We start from the raw sequence: 15,731 nt of genomic DNA on the forward strand, positions 1-15,731 counted from the left end.
GAGACAACCATGACAGACCTCTGTTTATCAGCCTCGCGGTGCATTGACGACGCCCGTTGCGTCCACGCGTCCCAGGCCAAGCCGACCCGATGAAATTATCCGTTCACTCACTCGTCCTGCTGGTGCTGGCCTGCTTCAGCCCGGCGTCGTTCGCCGTCGATGTGCCGGGCAGTCGCGACCTGGAGCGTGTGCCGCGCATGCCCGACGCGCAGATTGTCGATTACCGGCAAACCAGCGACCTGGAGCGCGTCTACCCCATGGGCTCGATCCGCAAGATCAGCGGCCAACTGCGCTTCGATGGCCAGGTCGATGCCCGTGGGAACGTCACGTCGGTCACCTATGAACTGCCGCCGGAACATTCCGCCACCCAGGCCTTTACCGCAGCGCGCGAAGCGTTGCAGAAGCAGGGCGCCGAGCTGTTGTTCTGGTGCCAGGCCCGCGATTGCGGCGAAAGCAGCCTGTGGGCCAACGACGTTTTCGGCAACTCCAAGCTCTATGGTGCCGACAACGGCCAGGCCTTCCTGCTGCTGCGCCTGGCACCACCGACGGACAACACACTGATTGCGCTGTATGCCATCACCCGTGGCAATCGCAAGGCCTACCTGCATGTCGAGCAGTTCGAGGCGAGCGCAGCGCTGGGCGACCTGTTGCCGACGTCGGCCACGCTGCTGCGCCAGCTCAAGGACACTGGGGTCCTGGATTTGCCGCGTCTTGCCGGTGAGCCGGACGACATCTGGTTGCGCCTGTTGTCCCGGGCGCTGAACCTGGACACGGGCTTGCGGGTCAGTATCGCCGGGCCCCGGGCCGAGGATTGGCTTGAGGCTCTGGCGGGCCAGGGCGTCCGGGCGGCGCGCATGGAGGCCGCCAGCGGCGAGGCGGCGGGATTGCACCTGGAGTTGCTGCGCTAAGCTGTCTCGGGGCAGCGGCTTTCACGCCGTTGCCTCGCACCTGTTCATTTTTTCGAGACCCTACATGCTTAATAACGATCGGCTGTTGGTGCAGATCCTGCTCCTGGTGTTGTTCGGCGCAAGCCTCTGGGTCATGGCGCCGTTCTGGTCGGCGCTGTTCTGGGGCGCGGTGCTGGCGTTCGCCAGTTGGCCGCTGATGCGCCTGCTGACCCGCTGGGTCAATGGCCGCGAATCCCTGGCGGCGGCGTTGCTGACAGTAGGCTGGATGTTGTTGGTGGCGGTGCCGCTGGTGTGGCTGGGTTTCAACCTGGCCGACCATGTGCGTGATGCCACGGCGTTCATCAAGGACGTGCAGGTCGACGGCCTGCCCGAAGCGCCCGACTGGCTGGCCGGGGTGCCGCTGGTGGGCGGGCGACTGGTCGGCATCTGGAACAGCATCGACCAGCAGGGCGCGGCAATGATGGTGTCGATCAAGCCTTACCTGGGGCAAGTCGGCAACTGGCTGCTGGCCCGCAGTGCGCAGATTGGCGGCGGCATTCTCGAGCTGACCCTGAGCATCGTGTTCGTGTTTTTTTTCTATCGCGACGGCCCGCGCCTGGCGGTGTTCGTCCACGGGTTGCTGGAGCGTCTGATCGGCGACCGCGCCGGTTACTACATCGAGCTGGTGGCCGGTACGGTGCAACGGGTGGTCAACGGCGTGATCGGCACAGCGGCGGCCCAGGCCGTGCTGGCGCTGATCGGCTTCCTGATCGCCGGGGTGCCGGGGGCGCTGGTGCTGGGTATCGTCACGTTCCTGTTGAGCCTGATCCCCATGGGGCCACCACTGGTGTGGATCCCCGCCACGGCGTGGCTGGCGTGGAAGGGTGAGTACGGGATGGCGGTGTTTCTTGGCATCTGGGGCACGTTCATCATCAGCGGCGTGGACAACGTGCTCAAGCCGTACCTGATCAGCCGTGGCGGAAACCTGCCCCTGGTCATCGTGCTGCTGGGGGTGTTCGGCGGGTTGATTGCCTTCGGTTTCATCGGCCTGTTCATCGGCCCGACCCTGCTGGCGGTGGCGTATAGCCTGTTGACGGACTGGAGCAAAAGCCAGGCGCGGTAGCTTGAATGCCGAGCACCTGTTGCCCGAACACTTGCTCCCGCTGGGGCGTAGGAGCTATGTAGAAGCTATGTAGGAGCTGTCGAGTGCAACGAGGCTGCGATCTTTCCCCTAACACTTGAATCTCAAGCGAAAGATCAAAGATCAAAAGATCAAAAGATCGCAGCCTTCGGCAGCTCCTACAGGTGCAGCCTCGGTGAATCAGGTCGCCACGTTCAGGTGTTTCCCTACAGTGGCGACGTTATCCAGCGAGTATTGCCGGCTGAGGTTGGCGATCATTCTGTTCAACGCTTCGCTGACATTGGCCTGTTCGGTGGAGCTGTCGCTGCGGCGACCGGCCTGCAAGGCGCTGTTGAATTCGTCGCTGCTGACGCCACCGCTGCTGTCGCTGTCGAGTGCTTCCATCAGCATCGCGCTGGTGTCGGTGCTCGTGGACGTACCGTTGCTGGCCTGCAAGGCGCTGCTCAGTTCGCTGGCGGTTACGGTGGCGTCGCCATCGGCATCGAGCTGGCTGAACAGCTCTTCACTGGAGGCCTGTTGCGGTGGTGGCGGTGGCGCAAGGCTGGCGGCGAGTTCGTCGAGGCTGACAGTGCCGTCTTCATTCTTGTCCAATGCCGAGAACACTTGCTGGCTGTCGGCATCGCTGTCCGTGCTGGCCAGGCCGTTGCTCAACTCATCGCTGCTGACCACGCCATCACCGTCGGTGTCCAGGACGCTGAGCAGCGCATCGGCCAGTTCGGTATTTGGCGCCTGGTCCCGTGGCGGCGGAGGTGGCGGCGCCATTGCGGCCATTTCCTCGCTGCTCAGGTCACCGCTGCCGTCACTGTCCAGGTCACCGAAATTGTCGCTCAGGCTGACCAGGATGCCATCGTCGCTTTTTTGCGACAGGGCGGTGCTCAACTCTTCCTGATTGACCGAACCGTCGCCGTCACTGTCGAGCTTGCTCAGCAGTTCCTTTTGAAACTGCTGGCTGCGGGCACTGCTGGTTGCGGTACTGCTGGTGCTGGTATAGGTCGAGTAACTGCTGACGCTACCAATCATGGGCGCTCTCCTTGGGCTGGGGTAGCCGGTGGGTGCACCGGCTTATGCAGCCTCGGCGGGGCAGTTGTCGTGGGTGTGTGGAGTTTGTACCGAGAGAAATACACAGCGTTCGCTCCCACAGGATGGATAAGAGGGCTTAGAGACGAGGCAGGCTGATCACCGCCGTCAACCCGCCCCCTGGCGTCTCTTCCAGGGTCAATTGCCCGCCCAGGCGTTCGGTGGCTTCCCGGGCGATGGTCATGCCCAGGCCGATGCCGCCGGAGTTGCGGTTGCGCGAGCCTTCCAGGCGAAAGAACGGTTCGAACACCGCCTCGCGTTTGTCCGCCGAGATACCGGGACCATGGTCGATGACTCGAATCAGCACCTGCTTATGTTGGTCTTCCAGGCTAATCAAGGCGTGACCGGCGTAGCGCAGGGCATTGTCGATGAGGTTGTTGAGGCACGAACGCAGCGCCATCGGTTGCACCTGCAGCGGCGCGCAGGTACCGCTGACCTGCACATCGGCGCCCTGGTCCTGGGCGTTTTCGCTCAACGATTCCACCAAGGCCTGCACATCCATCCATTGCAGCGCTTCACTGGTGCGCTGTTCGTGCAAGTAGGTGAGGGTGGCATCGAGCATGCCGATCATGTCGTCCAGGTCCTGGCGCATCTGGCCTTGCAGCTTGATGTCATCGATCTGCTCCAGGCGCAGCTTGAGCCGCGAAAGCGGCGTGCGCAGGTCATGGGACACCGCGCCGAGCATGCGCGAGCGCTGCTGCACCTGCTCGCGAATCCGTTGCTGCATCAGGTTGAACGTATGGGCCGCCTGTCGCGCTTCGCGGGGGCCGTTTTCATCCAGCGGCGGGCTGTCGAGGTTTTCGCTCAGGCGCTCGGCGGCATCGCTCAGGCGCTGGATGGGTCGGGTCAGGAGCTTGGCGCCGTACCACGCTGCGACGATCAGGAACACGAATTGAAAGGTCAGCGGTACCACCGGGCCGCCGAACCAGGGGCGCGGAGGGCGGTTGGGGGGCGGGCCGAAGCGCGGGGGGGCTTCGCCTTGTCGGGCCATTTCACGCGGCGGCCCGGGAGGTGGGGGCTGGTCGTAGTGGAAAAACCAGGCAAAGGCCAACATATGCGCCAGGACAATCGCCAGCAACAGCACACCAAACAGGCGGCCGAACAGGGAGTCGAGGCGCAGTTGCATCAACCGATGTCCCGCGCGTCGAACAAGTAGCCCTCACCGCGCACGGTCTTGATCAGTTGCGGGGCCTTGGGGTCGTCGCCCAGCTTCTGGCGCAGGCGTGATACCAGCAGGTCGATGCTGCGGTCGAAGGCCTCGATGGAGCGTCCGCGAGCGGCGTCCAGCAGTTGTTCGCGGCTGAGCACTCGGCGCGGCCGTTCGATGAAGACCCACAGCAGGCGGAACTCGGCATTGGACAACGGCACCACCAGCCCGTCTCCCGAGATCAGTTGGCGCAGTACGCTGTTGAGCCGCCAGTTGTCGAAACGGATATTGGCCCGCTGCTCACTGCGGTCGTCGCGCACCCGGCGCAGGATGGTCTGGATGCGCGCCACCAGCTCCCTGGGTTCGAATGGCTTGGCCATGTAGTCATCGGCGCCCAGCTCCAGGCCGATGATGCGGTCAGTGGGCTCGCAGCGGGCGGTGAGCATCAGGATCGGGATGTCCGATTCGGCGCGCAGCCAGCGGCACAGTTGCAAGCCATCTTCACCCGGCAGCATCAGGTCGAGCACGACCACGTCGAAGTGCTCGGCCTGCATCGCCTGGCGCATGGCCGCGCCATCGGTCACGCCGCTGGCGCGTATGCTGAAGCGGGCCAGGTAATCGATCAGCAGCTCGCGGATCGGCACGTCGTCATCGACGATCAGCGCGCGGGTGTTCCAGCGCTTGTCATCGTCGGGCACTTTTTGATCGTCAGAATTTGCAACAGGGGTGTTCTGCATGGATGCATCATCTGCCAGGTAGGCTGCCAACCGCAAAGAAGGCGGCGAGGTTGAGCCCTCAGCATAGGCCTCGTGCCGTGAGGCGTGAAGCGCTGAAAGGACGGGTTGCGGCGGCGGACGGTAGCGTGTCGACATGTTGTACGCATGTCATGAATGTATCGGCTTCGACACAAAGGCCGGTATCGTCCATGCTGCAGGGGGACGATGAGAATTACCGATCATCGGGTCCCGCACGGGCGCTCGTTCCGCTACAATGCGCGCCGATTTCGACTTGCCTGAGAGCCCGCTCATGTCCGCCTGCCAGACGCCCATCATCGTCGCCCTGGATTTCCCCACCCGTGACGCCGCCCTGAAGCTGGCCGACCAGTTGGACCCCAAGCTTTGCCGGGTCAAAGTCGGCAAGGAACTGTTCACCAGTTGCGCTTCGGAAATTGTCGGGACCCTGCGTGACAAGGGTTTCGAAGTGTTCCTGGACCTGAAGTTCCACGATATCCCCAACACCACCGCCATGGCCGTCAAGGCGGCTGCGGAGATGGGCGTGTGGATGGTCAACGTGCATTGCTCCGGTGGCCTGCGCATGATGGCGGCCTGCCGTGAAGTGCTGGATCAGCGCAGCGGCCCGAAACCGTTGCTGATCGGCGTGACCGTGCTGACCAGCATGGAGCGCGAGGACTTGGCCGGGATCGGCCTGGACGTCGAGCCCCAGGAGCAGGTGCTGCGGTTGGCGGCGCTGGCGCAGAAGGCCGGCCTGGACGGTCTGGTCTGTTCGGCCCTGGAGGCCAGCGCCCTGAAAGCGGCTCACCCGTCGCTGCAACTGGTGACCCCGGGGATTCGTCCGGCGGGCAGTGCCCAGGACGACCAGCGTCGCATCCTGACCCCACGCCAGGCGCTGGACGCCGGTGCCGATTACCTGGTGATCGGTCGCCCGATCAGCCAGGCCGCCGATCCGGCCAAGGCGCTGGCGGCGGTCGTGGCCGAGCTGGCCTGACCAAACACTGATAATCCCCAATGTGGGAGCGAGCTTGCTCGCGATAGCGGTATGTCAGTCAATATCAATGTTGACTGACACGGCCCCATCGCGAGCAAGCTCGCTCCCACAGTTGTTTTGTGTCAGACCTTCAATACCAACTTCCCGAAGTTCTCCCCACTGAACAATTTGGTCAGCGTCTCGGGGAATGTCTCCAGCCCTTCGACAATGTCTTCCTTGCTCTTGAGCTGCCCCTTGGCCATCCAGCCGGCCATTTCCTGCCCGGCGGCGGCGAACTGCGCGGCGTAGTCCATGACCACGAAGCCTTCCATGCGCGCCCGGTTGACCAGCAGCGACAGGTAGTTGGCGGGGCCCTTCACCGCGTCCTTGTTGTTGTACTGGCTGATGGCGCCGCAGATCACCACGCGGGCCTTGAGGTTCAAGCGGCTGAGCACGGCATCCAGGATGTCGCCACCGACGTTATCGAAATACACATCCACGCCCTTGGGGCATTCGCGCTTGAGGCCGGTGTGGACGTCTTCGTTCTTGTAGTCGATGGCGCCGTCGAAACCCAGTTCATCGACCAGGAACTTGCATTTGTCGGCTCCACCGGCGATGCCCACCACGCGACAGCCTTTGATCTTGGCGATCTGCCCGGCGATGCTGCCCACCGCACCGGCGGCCCCTGAGAGCACCACGGTCTCGCCAGCCTTGGGCGCGCCGACGTCCAGCAGGGCGAAATAGGCGGTCATGCCCGTCATGCCCAGGGCGGACAAATAACGTGGCAGCGGTGCCAGTTTCGGATCGACCTTGTAGAAACCTCTTGGCTCGCCGAGGAAATAATCCTGCACCCCCAACGCACCGTTTACGTAGTCCCCGACCGCGAACCCCGGGTTGTTCGAGGCAATCACTTGGCCGACACCCAATGCCCGCATCACGTCGCCGATGCCGACGGGTGGGATATAGGACTTGCCCTCGTTCATCCAGCCGCGCATGGCCGGGTCCAGGGACAGGTATTCGTTTTTCACCAGGATCTGGCCGGCTGCCGGTTCGCCGACCGGTACTTGCTGATAGGTGAAAGTCTCGCGGGTCGCCGCACCTACCGGGCGTTTGGCGAGCAGGAATTGGCGATTGGTCTGGGCAGTCATGGCGGGCACTCAAGATGAATGAAGCCTTGTTGATAGACCTTCGAAGCATTTGTCGCAAGGTTTGCTGATACAGCGAATGCAGTTCGATCCAACACAGTGATAGTTCGCCCAGTGGCTTTATCACTGGCGCCCATGAATGCTTAAACGGCAATTGGATAGTGCTGCCGCGTCCTCGGGACCTGTGACTAGACTGGCGGCATCTCCCGCATTCTTCGAGGAACAGACAATGAGCATGACGTTTTCCGGACAGGTCGCCGTGGTTACCGGCGCCGCCGCTGGCATCGGCCGGGCCACTGCCTTGGCGTTCGCGGCAGAGGGCCTGAAAGTGGTGGTGGCCGACCTGGACGTGGCGGGCGGCGAGGGCACGGTGCAGTCGATTCGTGATTCGGGCGGCGAAGCGGTGTTCGTGCGCTGCAACGTGACGCTGGAAAACGATGTGCAGCAGCTGATGGACGAAGTGATCAAGACCTACGGCCGCCTTGACTACGCCTTCAACAACGCCGGGATCGAGATCGAGAAGGGCAAGTTGGCCGACGGTACCCTGGATGAGTTCGACGCGATCATGGGGGTCAATGTGAAGGGCGTCTGGCTGTGCATGAAGTACCAACTGCCATTGCTGCTGGCCCAGGGCGGCGGCGCGATCGTCAACACGGCCTCGGTGGCGGGCCTGGGGGCGGCGCCGAAGATGAGCATCTATGCGGCGTCCAAGCATGCCGTGATCGGCCTGACCAAATCGGCCGCCATCGAATACGCCAAGAAGAAAATCCGCGTCAACGCAGTCTGTCCGGCGGTGATCGACACCGACATGTTCCGTCGTGCCTATGAAGCGGACCCGAAAAAAGGCGAGTTCGCCAATGCCATGCACCCGGTGGGACGTATCGGCAAAGTCGAGGAAATCGCCAGCGCCGTGCTGTATTTGTGCAGCGACGGGGCGGCTTTCACCACGGGCCATTCCCTGGCAGTGGACGGCGGCGTCACGGCGTTCTGAGGACGTGCCCCCTCAGCTTGTAGGACGAAGCCCGCACTGGTTGCGGGCTTTTTCGTGTGGGGCAGAAAAAACCTCGGAACGGCCCTCAATGTGTTTCAAAGGATGAGAATCGACGGTTTTGGCGACGTTGTCGTACATCGTCCCGTAGCGGCCTGTGCTTAACTGTTTCCGGAAATAAAACAAACGCTTAGGAGCTTGGTTACTCATGGAGTTGAGAATCGACCGACAGGCCCTGGTGCCTGTCGTGCAGCAAATCGTCGACGCGCTGACCGGCTGGATCCGACAGGATGCGGTGCAACCGGGGACTCGGCTGCCATCCGTCCGTCAACTGGCGCGGGAGAACCTGCTCAGCCAGTCCAGCGTCAATGAAGCGTGCGAGCGCCTGGTCGCCCAGGGCCTGTTGGCGTCCCGCCATGGTTCCAGCTTTTTTGTCGCACCCCCTCCGTCCCTCGGGCCCGAGCCCAACGATCAGAAGCGACAGCAGGACACGCTCGTTGACGGGGGGGACAGCTCGCAATGGGAATTGAAGCTGGGGTGTGGCGGGCTGCCCGAGAGCTGGCGTGAAAGCGATGACCTGGGCTATGCGATTCGTCAGGTCACTCGCACCGACATGGCGGGATTGTTCAACTACAGCACGTCGTTGGGGCTGCCCGCCCTGCGTGAACAACTGTCCAGGCGCCTGAAACAACTCAATATCGAGGCCGATAAAGACCTGATCCTGACCACCACCGGGGCGACCCACGGGCTGGACCTGATCGTACGGACTCTGCTGCCGTCGGGTTCCTGCGTGGTCGTGGAGAGCCCCGGCTATTCAAGCCTGTTCGACCTGCTCAGGTTGCACGACATCGACATGATCGAACTGCCCAGGACCCCGCGCGGCCCGGACGTCGATGCGCTGCAAGACCTGTTGGCGACGCACCGGCCCACTGCGCTGTTCGTCAACAGCGCCTGCCATAACCCGACTGGCAGCAGCCTGGCTCCGGCCGTCGCTCAACGGCTGCTGCAATTGACGAAGGAACACGGCGTACTGGTGATCGAAGACGATGCCTATGGCGATTTCCAGAGCTCGGCACGGACCCGGCTGGCGGCACTGGACCCCGAGGTGGTCTACGTGGGCAGCTTCTCGAAAACCCTGAGCAGTTCGTTGCGCGTCGGTTTCGTGGTGGCCGGGCCCTCCATCATCGCGCGCCTGAGCGAGGTCAAGGGCATTACCAGCATGGGTGGGTCGCGGTTCTGTGAGTCGGTCCTTGCCTGCCTCCTGGCCAATGGCGCCTATCGCAAGCTGGTCCAGCGCCAGCGGCAGCGCCTGGGTGCCGATATGGCGGTGCTGTTGCAGGTACTGGAAGACGCCGACTGGGAGGTCTTTGGCAAACCGGCCGGCGGACTTTTCATCTGGGCAAGACCGCCATTGTGTGACTACGCTGGAGTACAAGGTCTGGCCAGGCGGTTCGGCGTGCTGCTGTCTTCGCGTAGCGCATTCAGTCCTTCGGGCACCGACAGCGACTGGCTACGGATCAACGTGGCGTATGCCCGTGACCCCAGGGCGCTGGCGTTCTTCCGGGCCGCGGCTCTGGATCGACCTCTAGTGTCCTGAAAACGACGCGGCTGTAGCTTTTTGCCATTATTCCGACGCCAGCATCTTGTGTTGCAGGGCGTCTCGTTGCGAATCTGCAATCAACACACACTGGCAGAGGACTGAGCGCAATGATTTCGGCCGTGCAAGGACGTTTTGCCAACCTGGGTATGGCAAAGAAACTGGGTATCGGATTTGTCCTGGTGCTGTTGCTGACCGCCGTGGTCGCGGCCATCGGTGTCTGGTCCCTGCAGACCATCAGCTATCGCTTCGATGGCTTGAAACAGATGTCCTCCCTCAACAGCGGGTTGCTCAAGGTCAGGCTGCTGGAGCAGGAATACGCCTCGCGCTCCGATCCCAAGACGGCCGATGCTTTGCGCCAGGGCGTCGATGGGCTGGTGGCCCAGGCGAACGAACTCAAGGTGCAGTCGGCTGCCAACGTGCCGGTGATGACCGACGTGGAGCAGGCGCTGGCTGCGTATCGCAAGGCGTTCGACGAATTTGTCGGGTTGAGCCAGAGCAAGGACCTGGCGCTGGAAATGGCCAGTTGGTCGGTGTCCAGCGTCGCCAATAACCTGGACGTGTTGCAGGCCGGGCTGGCGGATGACGGCGCCTATACCTTGAAAGATTCCGAGGGCAAGGAAGGGGCCGAGTTCATCGAGCAGGCCAACCAGGTCAGCGAAGTATCGCGGTTGATGTTGCAGGCGATGAACGAAGCCCGGGTCCGCCTGGACCAGAGCCGCAAAGGCAATGTCGAGGGTGCCGGAGAAGGCAACATCGAACAGGCCGAGCAGGCGATGAAACAGGCCGACGTGCTCAAGACCACCGTCAAGGACCCGGGTTACCAGACCGTGCTGAATGAAGTGGCCGGGCATATCGCCGGGTTCAATGAACAATTGGCCGAATACACCGGCCTGCTGGCGAAGGAAAAAGTCGTCTACCAGCAGCTGCACGAGCGGGCCGATCAAGTGGTGGCGAGGGTCGACCAGGCCTTCAGTGCCGAAGACCATGCCATGCAGACCGAACTGAAGAAAAATTCGCTGCTGATCATCGGTTCGTCGGCCTTGGCGTTGCTGGTGGGATTGATCGCGGCGTGGGTCATAACCCGGCTGATCGTGACGCCGCTGCGCAGTGTCATTCGCGTGGCCCAGCAGATTGCGGCGGGTGACTTGAGCGCCACGGTCGAAGTGACGCGCCGGGATGAAATTGGTCAGTTGATGCAGGCGATGCAACAGATGGGCGCGGGGCTGAGCAGTATCGTCAGCGGCCTGCAGGCCGGTATCGAGCAGTTGGCCAATTCGGCCCAGTCGCTGTCGGCCGTGACTGAACAGACCAACCTGGAAGTCAGCAGCCAGAAAGAGGAAACCGAGCAGGTCGCCACGGCGATGAACCAGATGACGGCGACCGTGCATGATGTGGCGCGCAACGCCGAAGAAGCCGCACAAGCGGCCCAGACTGCCGACGACAAGGTCGAAAGCGGCCAACAGGTGGTGCGTCAGAGCATGGTGCGCATCGAGCAGTTGGCCGATTCGGCCACGTCGGCCAGCTCCAGCATCGAAAGCCTCAGCGCCGAGATCCAGAACATCGGCACGGTGCTGAGTGTGATCAAGAGCGTGGCCGAGCAAACCAACCTGTTGGCGCTCAATGCCGCTATCGAGGCGGCCCGGGCCGGGGAGCAGGGCCGGGGCTTTGCGGTCGTGGCCGATGAGGTGCGGGCGTTGGCCAGGCGCACGCAACAGTCCACCGAGGAGATCGAGCGACTGGTGAGCGCCCTGCGGTCAGCGGCCCAGGCTTCCGTGCAGCAGATCCAGAGCAGCGGCGAGTTGGTGAAGATGGCGGTCAGCGATGCACTGCAAACCGAAAGCGCCTTGGGCAGTATTGCGGCGGCGGTATCACTGATCCAACAGATGAACCAACAGATCGCGGCGGCGGCCGAGCAGCAGAGTTCGGTGGCCGAGGAGATCAATCGCAGTGTCACCAGCATTCGCGCCAGCGCCGATCAATCCTCCCTGGCGATGCGCGGCAATGCCGCTTCCAGCATCGAGCTGGCGCAGTTGGGGGTTGAGCTGAAAGGGATGGTGGGGCATTTCAAGTTGTGACCAAAACGACGGAGATCCTGGTGGCTGAGCTGTAGGAGCTGACGAGTGCAACGAGGCTGCGATCTTTTGACTTTCGGTTGAGACTCAAGCGTGACCGGAAAGATCGCAGCCTCGTTGCACTCGTCAGCTCCTACAGGTGGGGCCGCTTACCACAAAGAGGAAGGTTTAATAGCCTTGCCCAAGTATCAGTCGTAGACCTTCTTCTTCTTCCACTCGTCGTTGACTTCGGCGTCCTTCAGCCCTTCGGTCAACTGGTTGACCTCGCCTTCGACCGGCTGGGTGCTGGCCAGGACCTGGGCATTGGCGCGGGCCAGGAGTTTCTCCAGGTAGGCCAGTTGTTCGGCGTAGACCTGGGGTTCCTGTTGCTTGCGCAGGTATTGCACACCGCGCTCGAAGGCCAGGCGGGCCTGTCCGGGTTGTTCTTGCTGCAGGGCTTGCTGGCCGAGGTTGTTGAAGAACTCGATGTGCAGCAGCACCAGGATGTGCCGCACTTCGCGAATCCAGCGCTTGGCTTCGTTAGGCGGCAGGAAACCGTCCTGGGCAGCGCGGGTGATCTGGCCGTGCAAGGCCTCGAGCAGAAACCGTACGTCCTTGGCCTTGGCTTCGGTCTGGATCGGTGCCGGTGGATTGTTCACCGGGATCGATTCACCCTGCGCGGCCAGTGCGCTCAATTCGTCCAGGCGTGCCTTGACCGCGGAATTGGTCTTCTCCAGGTTCAGCAAGCGCTGGCAGACGTTCATCTCAAGGCGCGTCATCAACAACTTCAGGGCAGGGGTCATCAACTGCCCGGGGAAGGTTTCGGTGAGCTCGCCACAGCGACGCATGCGGTCGTTGAGTTCTACCTTGGTGCGGGCCTTTTCCAGCTTGTTGTTTTCCACCACGTGGTTCATGTAGCCAATGGCGATCAACAGGGCGATCCCGGCTACGACGAGCAGGGTGATCATGAGTGGTGTCACCGGTAAGACCTCTTTATTGTGGTACGCATGTCATGAGTGTAGTGGCTTGGCTTTTAAGCGCATAGGCCCGAGCGACGCGATTAGACGGGCGTCGTGCTGTTTATAGGAAGCATAACCGGGTAGATGCACATTGCCATCATTTGCCGGGTGCGACTATAGCGTCTCGGCGGGTGACAGAATATAGGCGTCAGAGACCGGGCGGGCAAAATGTCCGGATCGCCTCCAAACCGGGCGAAGTCATTGATTTAAATAAATTTATATCTGGGGGTTGACGACCCTTCAATCCATCCATAGAATGCGCGCCACTTACAGCGTAAAGCACTCAGCCAAACGCTATAAGGAGTGAATGTTGTACGTGTGTCCCCTTCGTCTAGTGGCCTAGGACACCGCCCTTTCACGGCGGTAACAGGGGTTCGAGTCCCCTAGGGGACGCCAATGCGGGAATAGCTCAGTTGGTAGAGCACGACCTTGCCAAGGTCGGGGTCGCGAGTTCGAGTCTCGTTTCCCGCTCCAATTTTAAACAGCGTTGCTTTCGGGCAGGGCTGAGTGAAACCAGAACCAAGTCTTCGGAGGCGGGTCTGGGCACTGGAACACACACCATGTGTTCCGGGCAGCGTGTCCCCTTCGTCTAGTGGCCTAGGACACCGCCCTTTCACGGCGGTAACAGGGGTTCGAGTCCCCTAGGGGACGCCATTTGCGGGAATAGCTCAGTTGGTAGAGCACGACCTTGCCAAGGTCGGGGTCGCGAGTTCGAGTCTCGTTTCCCGCTCCAAATTCAAAAAAACGCCGCTCATTTGAGCGGCGTTTTTTTATGCGCGTAAAAAAGCCATTTCAATGCCCAAGGTTATGGATCCGGCGCTAAGAGGCCTTTAACGAGCGGTTTGCGTTGTCTGAGGGGGATGGCGACGATTTTCCTTAATATTGAAGGGGAGGTGCGAGTACTTCCTGCAAAATTTAAGGGAAAACGCCTAGGAAGATTAATAGTTCATTCCTAAAAAAATGCACTTCTCCTAACCTTCCAGTACCCATTCTGGAGATGCATTTATGCTGATTTTCGTTAAATCGATGGTCATTGGGCTGTGCATTGCAGCCCCTGTAGGACCCATTGGGCTGTTGTGCATACAGCGAAGCCTGATGCTTGGGTGGAGAGCTGGTTTCGCGACGGGATTGGGCGCGGCCACAGCCGATTCGATCTATGGATTCATCGGTGCCCTGGGTGTCACGGCCATCATTGCGACGCTCATCAGCTTCAAACCCTGGTTGTGTATTTTTGGTGGGTTGTTCCTCGCCTACATTGGCTATCAGACAATACGATCGAAGGGCGGTGCGACGGCCATGGCGGGTGAGCGTGCCAACATGTTCAAAGCCTACTCGACCACGCTGTTCCTGACGCTGTCCAACCCCATGACCATCTTGTCGTTTATCGCGATATTTGCCGCCTTGAGTGACGGCATGGCCAGTGACCAAGGCGGCCAGCACGCCTTGCTGCCGATGGTGACCGGTATCTTCCTGGGCTCGGCTGCCTGGTGGCTGGGGTTAAGTGGGTTCTCCTCCATTTTCAAGGCGCGGATTGCCGAATCAAAGCTCAGGCTGATCAACTACTTTTCAGGGGCAACCATCACCATCCTGGGGGCCTACCAGGTTGCCACAGGCGTCATGCTCGCCACGGGAACCTGACCTGGAGCTTATGCCTCGCTGAGCGAGGCATAAGCCTGGTTTCTCCCCTGCGTGCATGGGGACGTTTTATTGCAGTCTGAACTCGACGTATGCCCTGAAACGGCCTATCGCCTGGGTGATTTGCGAGGCAGTTGCATTGCTGAACGACAGCCTGACCTGGGTGGTGGCCTCATCCATCAGCGAAAACAAGGTGGTGGGAAATACAATCACCTTGAATAGCCTGGCGCATTCGCGCATTTCAGAATATCCAAAGACGAAAGGCAGCTGCACATTAATGAAGAAGCCGCCTGCCGGATGATTCCAGCTGACCGCTCTTTGAGCGCCGATCCTGAATGGAAATTCGCGCTCAAGGCATTCAAGCATGTGATTTCTTTTCTTTGTATAAGACAGCACCCTGGGTTGGTTCAGCCCTTTCAACGAGTAGTTGTGCTCGATCAGCAAGCCTGCGACTACCGCTTGGCACAAGGCAGGGGTATTCACCGTGATCAGGCTTTTGGCCTTGCACAATCGGCTGCTGAAGGACGTGACCCCAGTGCCCTCTGGGGCGACCACATAGCCCATGCGCAAGCCCGGGAAAATCGATTTGGCAAACGAGCCCAGCAAGAACACCCGGCGGCTGTCGATGGACTTCATGGACGCAATGGCATCGCCTTCGTACCTGAAGTAACGGTAGGCAGTGTCTTCGAGGATGAAAAAGTTCTTTTCATCGGCGAGGGAGAGCATGGCTCTCCTGTCGTCATGGGAAAGGCTGTCGGCGGTAGGATTGCTGAAGTCAGGAATCGCATAAAGCGCCTTGATTCTTTCACCTCTGGATTCCAGCGCTTCAATGAGCCTGCGCAGGGCGATCGGATCAAGAAAGACCGTCATGGGGACGGGGACTATTTTTATACCCAGCAGTTTGGCGATCCCTGTGATCCCGGAAAACACCGGGTCAGGTACCAATAAAACCCCACCTTCTTCAAAAAGGGACAGGAGCGTCAAGGTGCAGGCTTCTTGAAAGCCCATGCACACCACAATGCTTTCAGGGTTGGAAACGTTGATCGCTTCATCCGCCTGCAAATGGCTGGCGATTATTTCATTGATGATTCCAGAGGTTTTCCCATATTGGCAGAGCAGCGTCGCAAGTGACTGTTCGGTGCCGGCAACGTGATCTTTGTATTGGGCCAGGCCGCTGTCGATGAGCGAAGGGTCGCACTGCTCATCATCGGGTCGACCGGAGGCCAGTGAAATGGCCTCCGGGTTCTCTTGGGCAATGGAGTTCAGTAAGTGGATGACGTTCAGGATGGGGTCGTCGAATATCGTGCTTTCGAATGCGCTGGACACTTTCGCTTCTC

General features: G+C 60.9%; 13 protein-coding genes, 4 tRNA genes and 1 pseudogene. 12 read left to right on the forward strand and 6 right to left on the reverse strand.

The features are described 5' to 3' along the window. The first annotated feature begins 89 nt into the window (after window positions 1-89). Together ASC85_RS26360 and ASC85_RS26365 are read left to right on the forward strand one after the other, a co-directional pair. Complete coding sequence (locus tag ASC85_RS26360) at window positions 90-908, forward strand: DUF4892 domain-containing protein (RefSeq protein WP_057451983.1); 819 nt, start codon at window positions 90-92, stop codon at window positions 906-908. Between the two features lie 64 nt (window positions 909-972). Further along, window positions 973-2,010, forward strand: a complete 1,038-nt coding sequence (locus ASC85_RS26365) for an AI-2E family transporter (protein ID WP_057451984.1) — start codon at window positions 973-975, stop codon at window positions 2,008-2,010. Window positions 2,011-2,208: 198 nt separating this feature from the next. Here the strand turns inward: ASC85_RS26365 and xopAW are convergent, their stop codons facing one another. The 3 genes from xopAW to ASC85_RS26380 all read right to left on the reverse strand — a co-directional run bounded on the left by xopAW (window position 2,209) and on the right by ASC85_RS26380 (window position 4,989). Continuing rightward, the gene (gene xopAW / locus ASC85_RS26370; protein WP_057451985.1) at window positions 2,209-3,048 is read right to left on the reverse strand and encodes an EF-hand domain-containing protein; all 840 of its coding nucleotides are present in this window, start codon (window positions 3,046-3,048) and stop codon (window positions 2,209-2,211) included. A gap of 136 nt (window positions 3,049-3,184) precedes the next feature. Further along, on the reverse strand, window positions 3,185-4,231 hold the full coding sequence (locus ASC85_RS26375) for a HAMP domain-containing sensor histidine kinase (RefSeq protein WP_057451986.1): 1,047 nt from the start codon (window positions 4,229-4,231) through the stop codon (window positions 3,185-3,187). Then, window positions 4,231-4,989 carry a response regulator gene (locus ASC85_RS26380; protein ID WP_057451987.1) on the reverse strand — a complete coding sequence of 253 codons (759 nt, stop codon included), beginning with the start codon at window positions 4,987-4,989 and terminating at the stop codon, window positions 4,231-4,233. Before ASC85_RS26380 ends, ASC85_RS26375 begins: the two co-directional genes overlap by 1 nt. Before the next feature lie 289 nt (window positions 4,990-5,278). Between ASC85_RS26380 and pyrF the strand changes: the two genes are divergently transcribed. Continuing rightward, the gene (pyrF, locus tag ASC85_RS26385) at window positions 5,279-5,977 is read left to right on the forward strand and encodes an orotidine-5'-phosphate decarboxylase (RefSeq protein ID WP_013694023.1); all 699 of its coding nucleotides are present in this window, start codon (window positions 5,279-5,281) and stop codon (window positions 5,975-5,977) included. 122 nt (window positions 5,978-6,099) lie between these two features. On the opposite strand, the gene ASC85_RS26390 is transcribed toward pyrF, so the two are convergent. Beyond that, window positions 6,100-7,104, reverse strand: a complete 1,005-nt coding sequence (locus tag ASC85_RS26390; RefSeq protein ID WP_057451988.1) for an NADP-dependent oxidoreductase — start codon at window positions 7,102-7,104, stop codon at window positions 6,100-6,102. Window positions 7,105-7,330: 226 nt separating this feature from the next. Here ASC85_RS26390 and ASC85_RS26395 point away from each other — a divergent pair, with 226 nt between their 5' ends. The 4 genes and pseudogenes from ASC85_RS26395 to ASC85_RS34015 all read left to right on the forward strand — a co-directional run bounded on the left by ASC85_RS26395 (window position 7,331) and on the right by ASC85_RS34015 (window position 11,764). Beyond that, window positions 7,331-8,092, forward strand: coding sequence for an SDR family oxidoreductase (locus ASC85_RS26395; protein ID WP_057451989.1), 762 nt, complete (start codon window positions 7,331-7,333; stop codon window positions 8,090-8,092). A gap of 205 nt (window positions 8,093-8,297) precedes the next feature. After that, window positions 8,298-9,686, forward strand: a complete 1,389-nt coding sequence (locus ASC85_RS26400) for an aminotransferase-like domain-containing protein (RefSeq protein ID WP_057451990.1) — start codon at window positions 8,298-8,300, stop codon at window positions 9,684-9,686. A gap of 992 nt (window positions 9,687-10,678) precedes the next feature. Next, a pseudogene (locus ASC85_RS34010) lies at window positions 10,679-10,903 on the forward strand (HAMP domain-containing protein); the annotation flags it as partial. After that, window positions 10,901-11,764 carry a methyl-accepting chemotaxis protein gene (locus ASC85_RS34015; RefSeq protein WP_371103551.1) on the forward strand — a complete coding sequence of 288 codons (864 nt, stop codon included), beginning with the start codon at window positions 10,901-10,903 and terminating at the stop codon, window positions 11,762-11,764. The pseudogene ASC85_RS34010 and the gene ASC85_RS34015, both read left to right, overlap by 3 nt. Before the next feature lie 185 nt (window positions 11,765-11,949). Here ASC85_RS34015 and ASC85_RS26410 read toward each other — a convergent pair whose 3' ends face one another. After that, window positions 11,950-12,708 carry a hypothetical protein gene (locus ASC85_RS26410; RefSeq protein ID WP_057451992.1) on the reverse strand — a complete coding sequence of 253 codons (759 nt, stop codon included), beginning with the start codon at window positions 12,706-12,708 and terminating at the stop codon, window positions 11,950-11,952. Between the two features lie 371 nt (window positions 12,709-13,079). On the opposite strand from ASC85_RS26410, the gene ASC85_RS26415 reads away from it, so the two are divergent. The 5 genes from ASC85_RS26415 to ASC85_RS26435 all read left to right on the forward strand — a co-directional run bounded on the left by ASC85_RS26415 (window position 13,080) and on the right by ASC85_RS26435 (window position 14,397). Further along, window positions 13,080-13,155 (forward strand) — tRNA-Glu (locus ASC85_RS26415). A 2-nt stretch (window positions 13,156-13,157) separates the two neighbouring features. Beyond that, window positions 13,158-13,233: transfer RNA gene (locus tag ASC85_RS26420), tRNA-Gly, on the forward strand. Between the two features lie 104 nt (window positions 13,234-13,337). Then, window positions 13,338-13,413 (forward strand) — tRNA-Glu (locus tag ASC85_RS26425). Between the two features lie 3 nt (window positions 13,414-13,416). Beyond that, window positions 13,417-13,492 (forward strand) — tRNA-Gly (locus ASC85_RS26430). 272 nt (window positions 13,493-13,764) lie between these two features. Continuing rightward, complete coding sequence (locus ASC85_RS26435) at window positions 13,765-14,397, forward strand: LysE family translocator (protein ID WP_057451993.1); 633 nt, start codon at window positions 13,765-13,767, stop codon at window positions 14,395-14,397. Between the two features lie 66 nt (window positions 14,398-14,463). Here the strand turns inward: ASC85_RS26435 and ASC85_RS26440 are convergent, their stop codons facing one another. Further along, complete coding sequence (locus tag ASC85_RS26440) at window positions 14,464-15,720, reverse strand: aminotransferase-like domain-containing protein (protein WP_057451994.1); 1,257 nt, start codon at window positions 15,718-15,720, stop codon at window positions 14,464-14,466. Window positions 15,721-15,731 lie beyond the last annotated feature (11 nt).

Source organism: Pseudomonas sp. Root401 (genome assembly GCF_001425105.1).
GTDB classification, from domain to species: Bacteria; Pseudomonadota; Gammaproteobacteria; order Pseudomonadales; family Pseudomonadaceae; genus Aquipseudomonas; species Aquipseudomonas brassicacearum.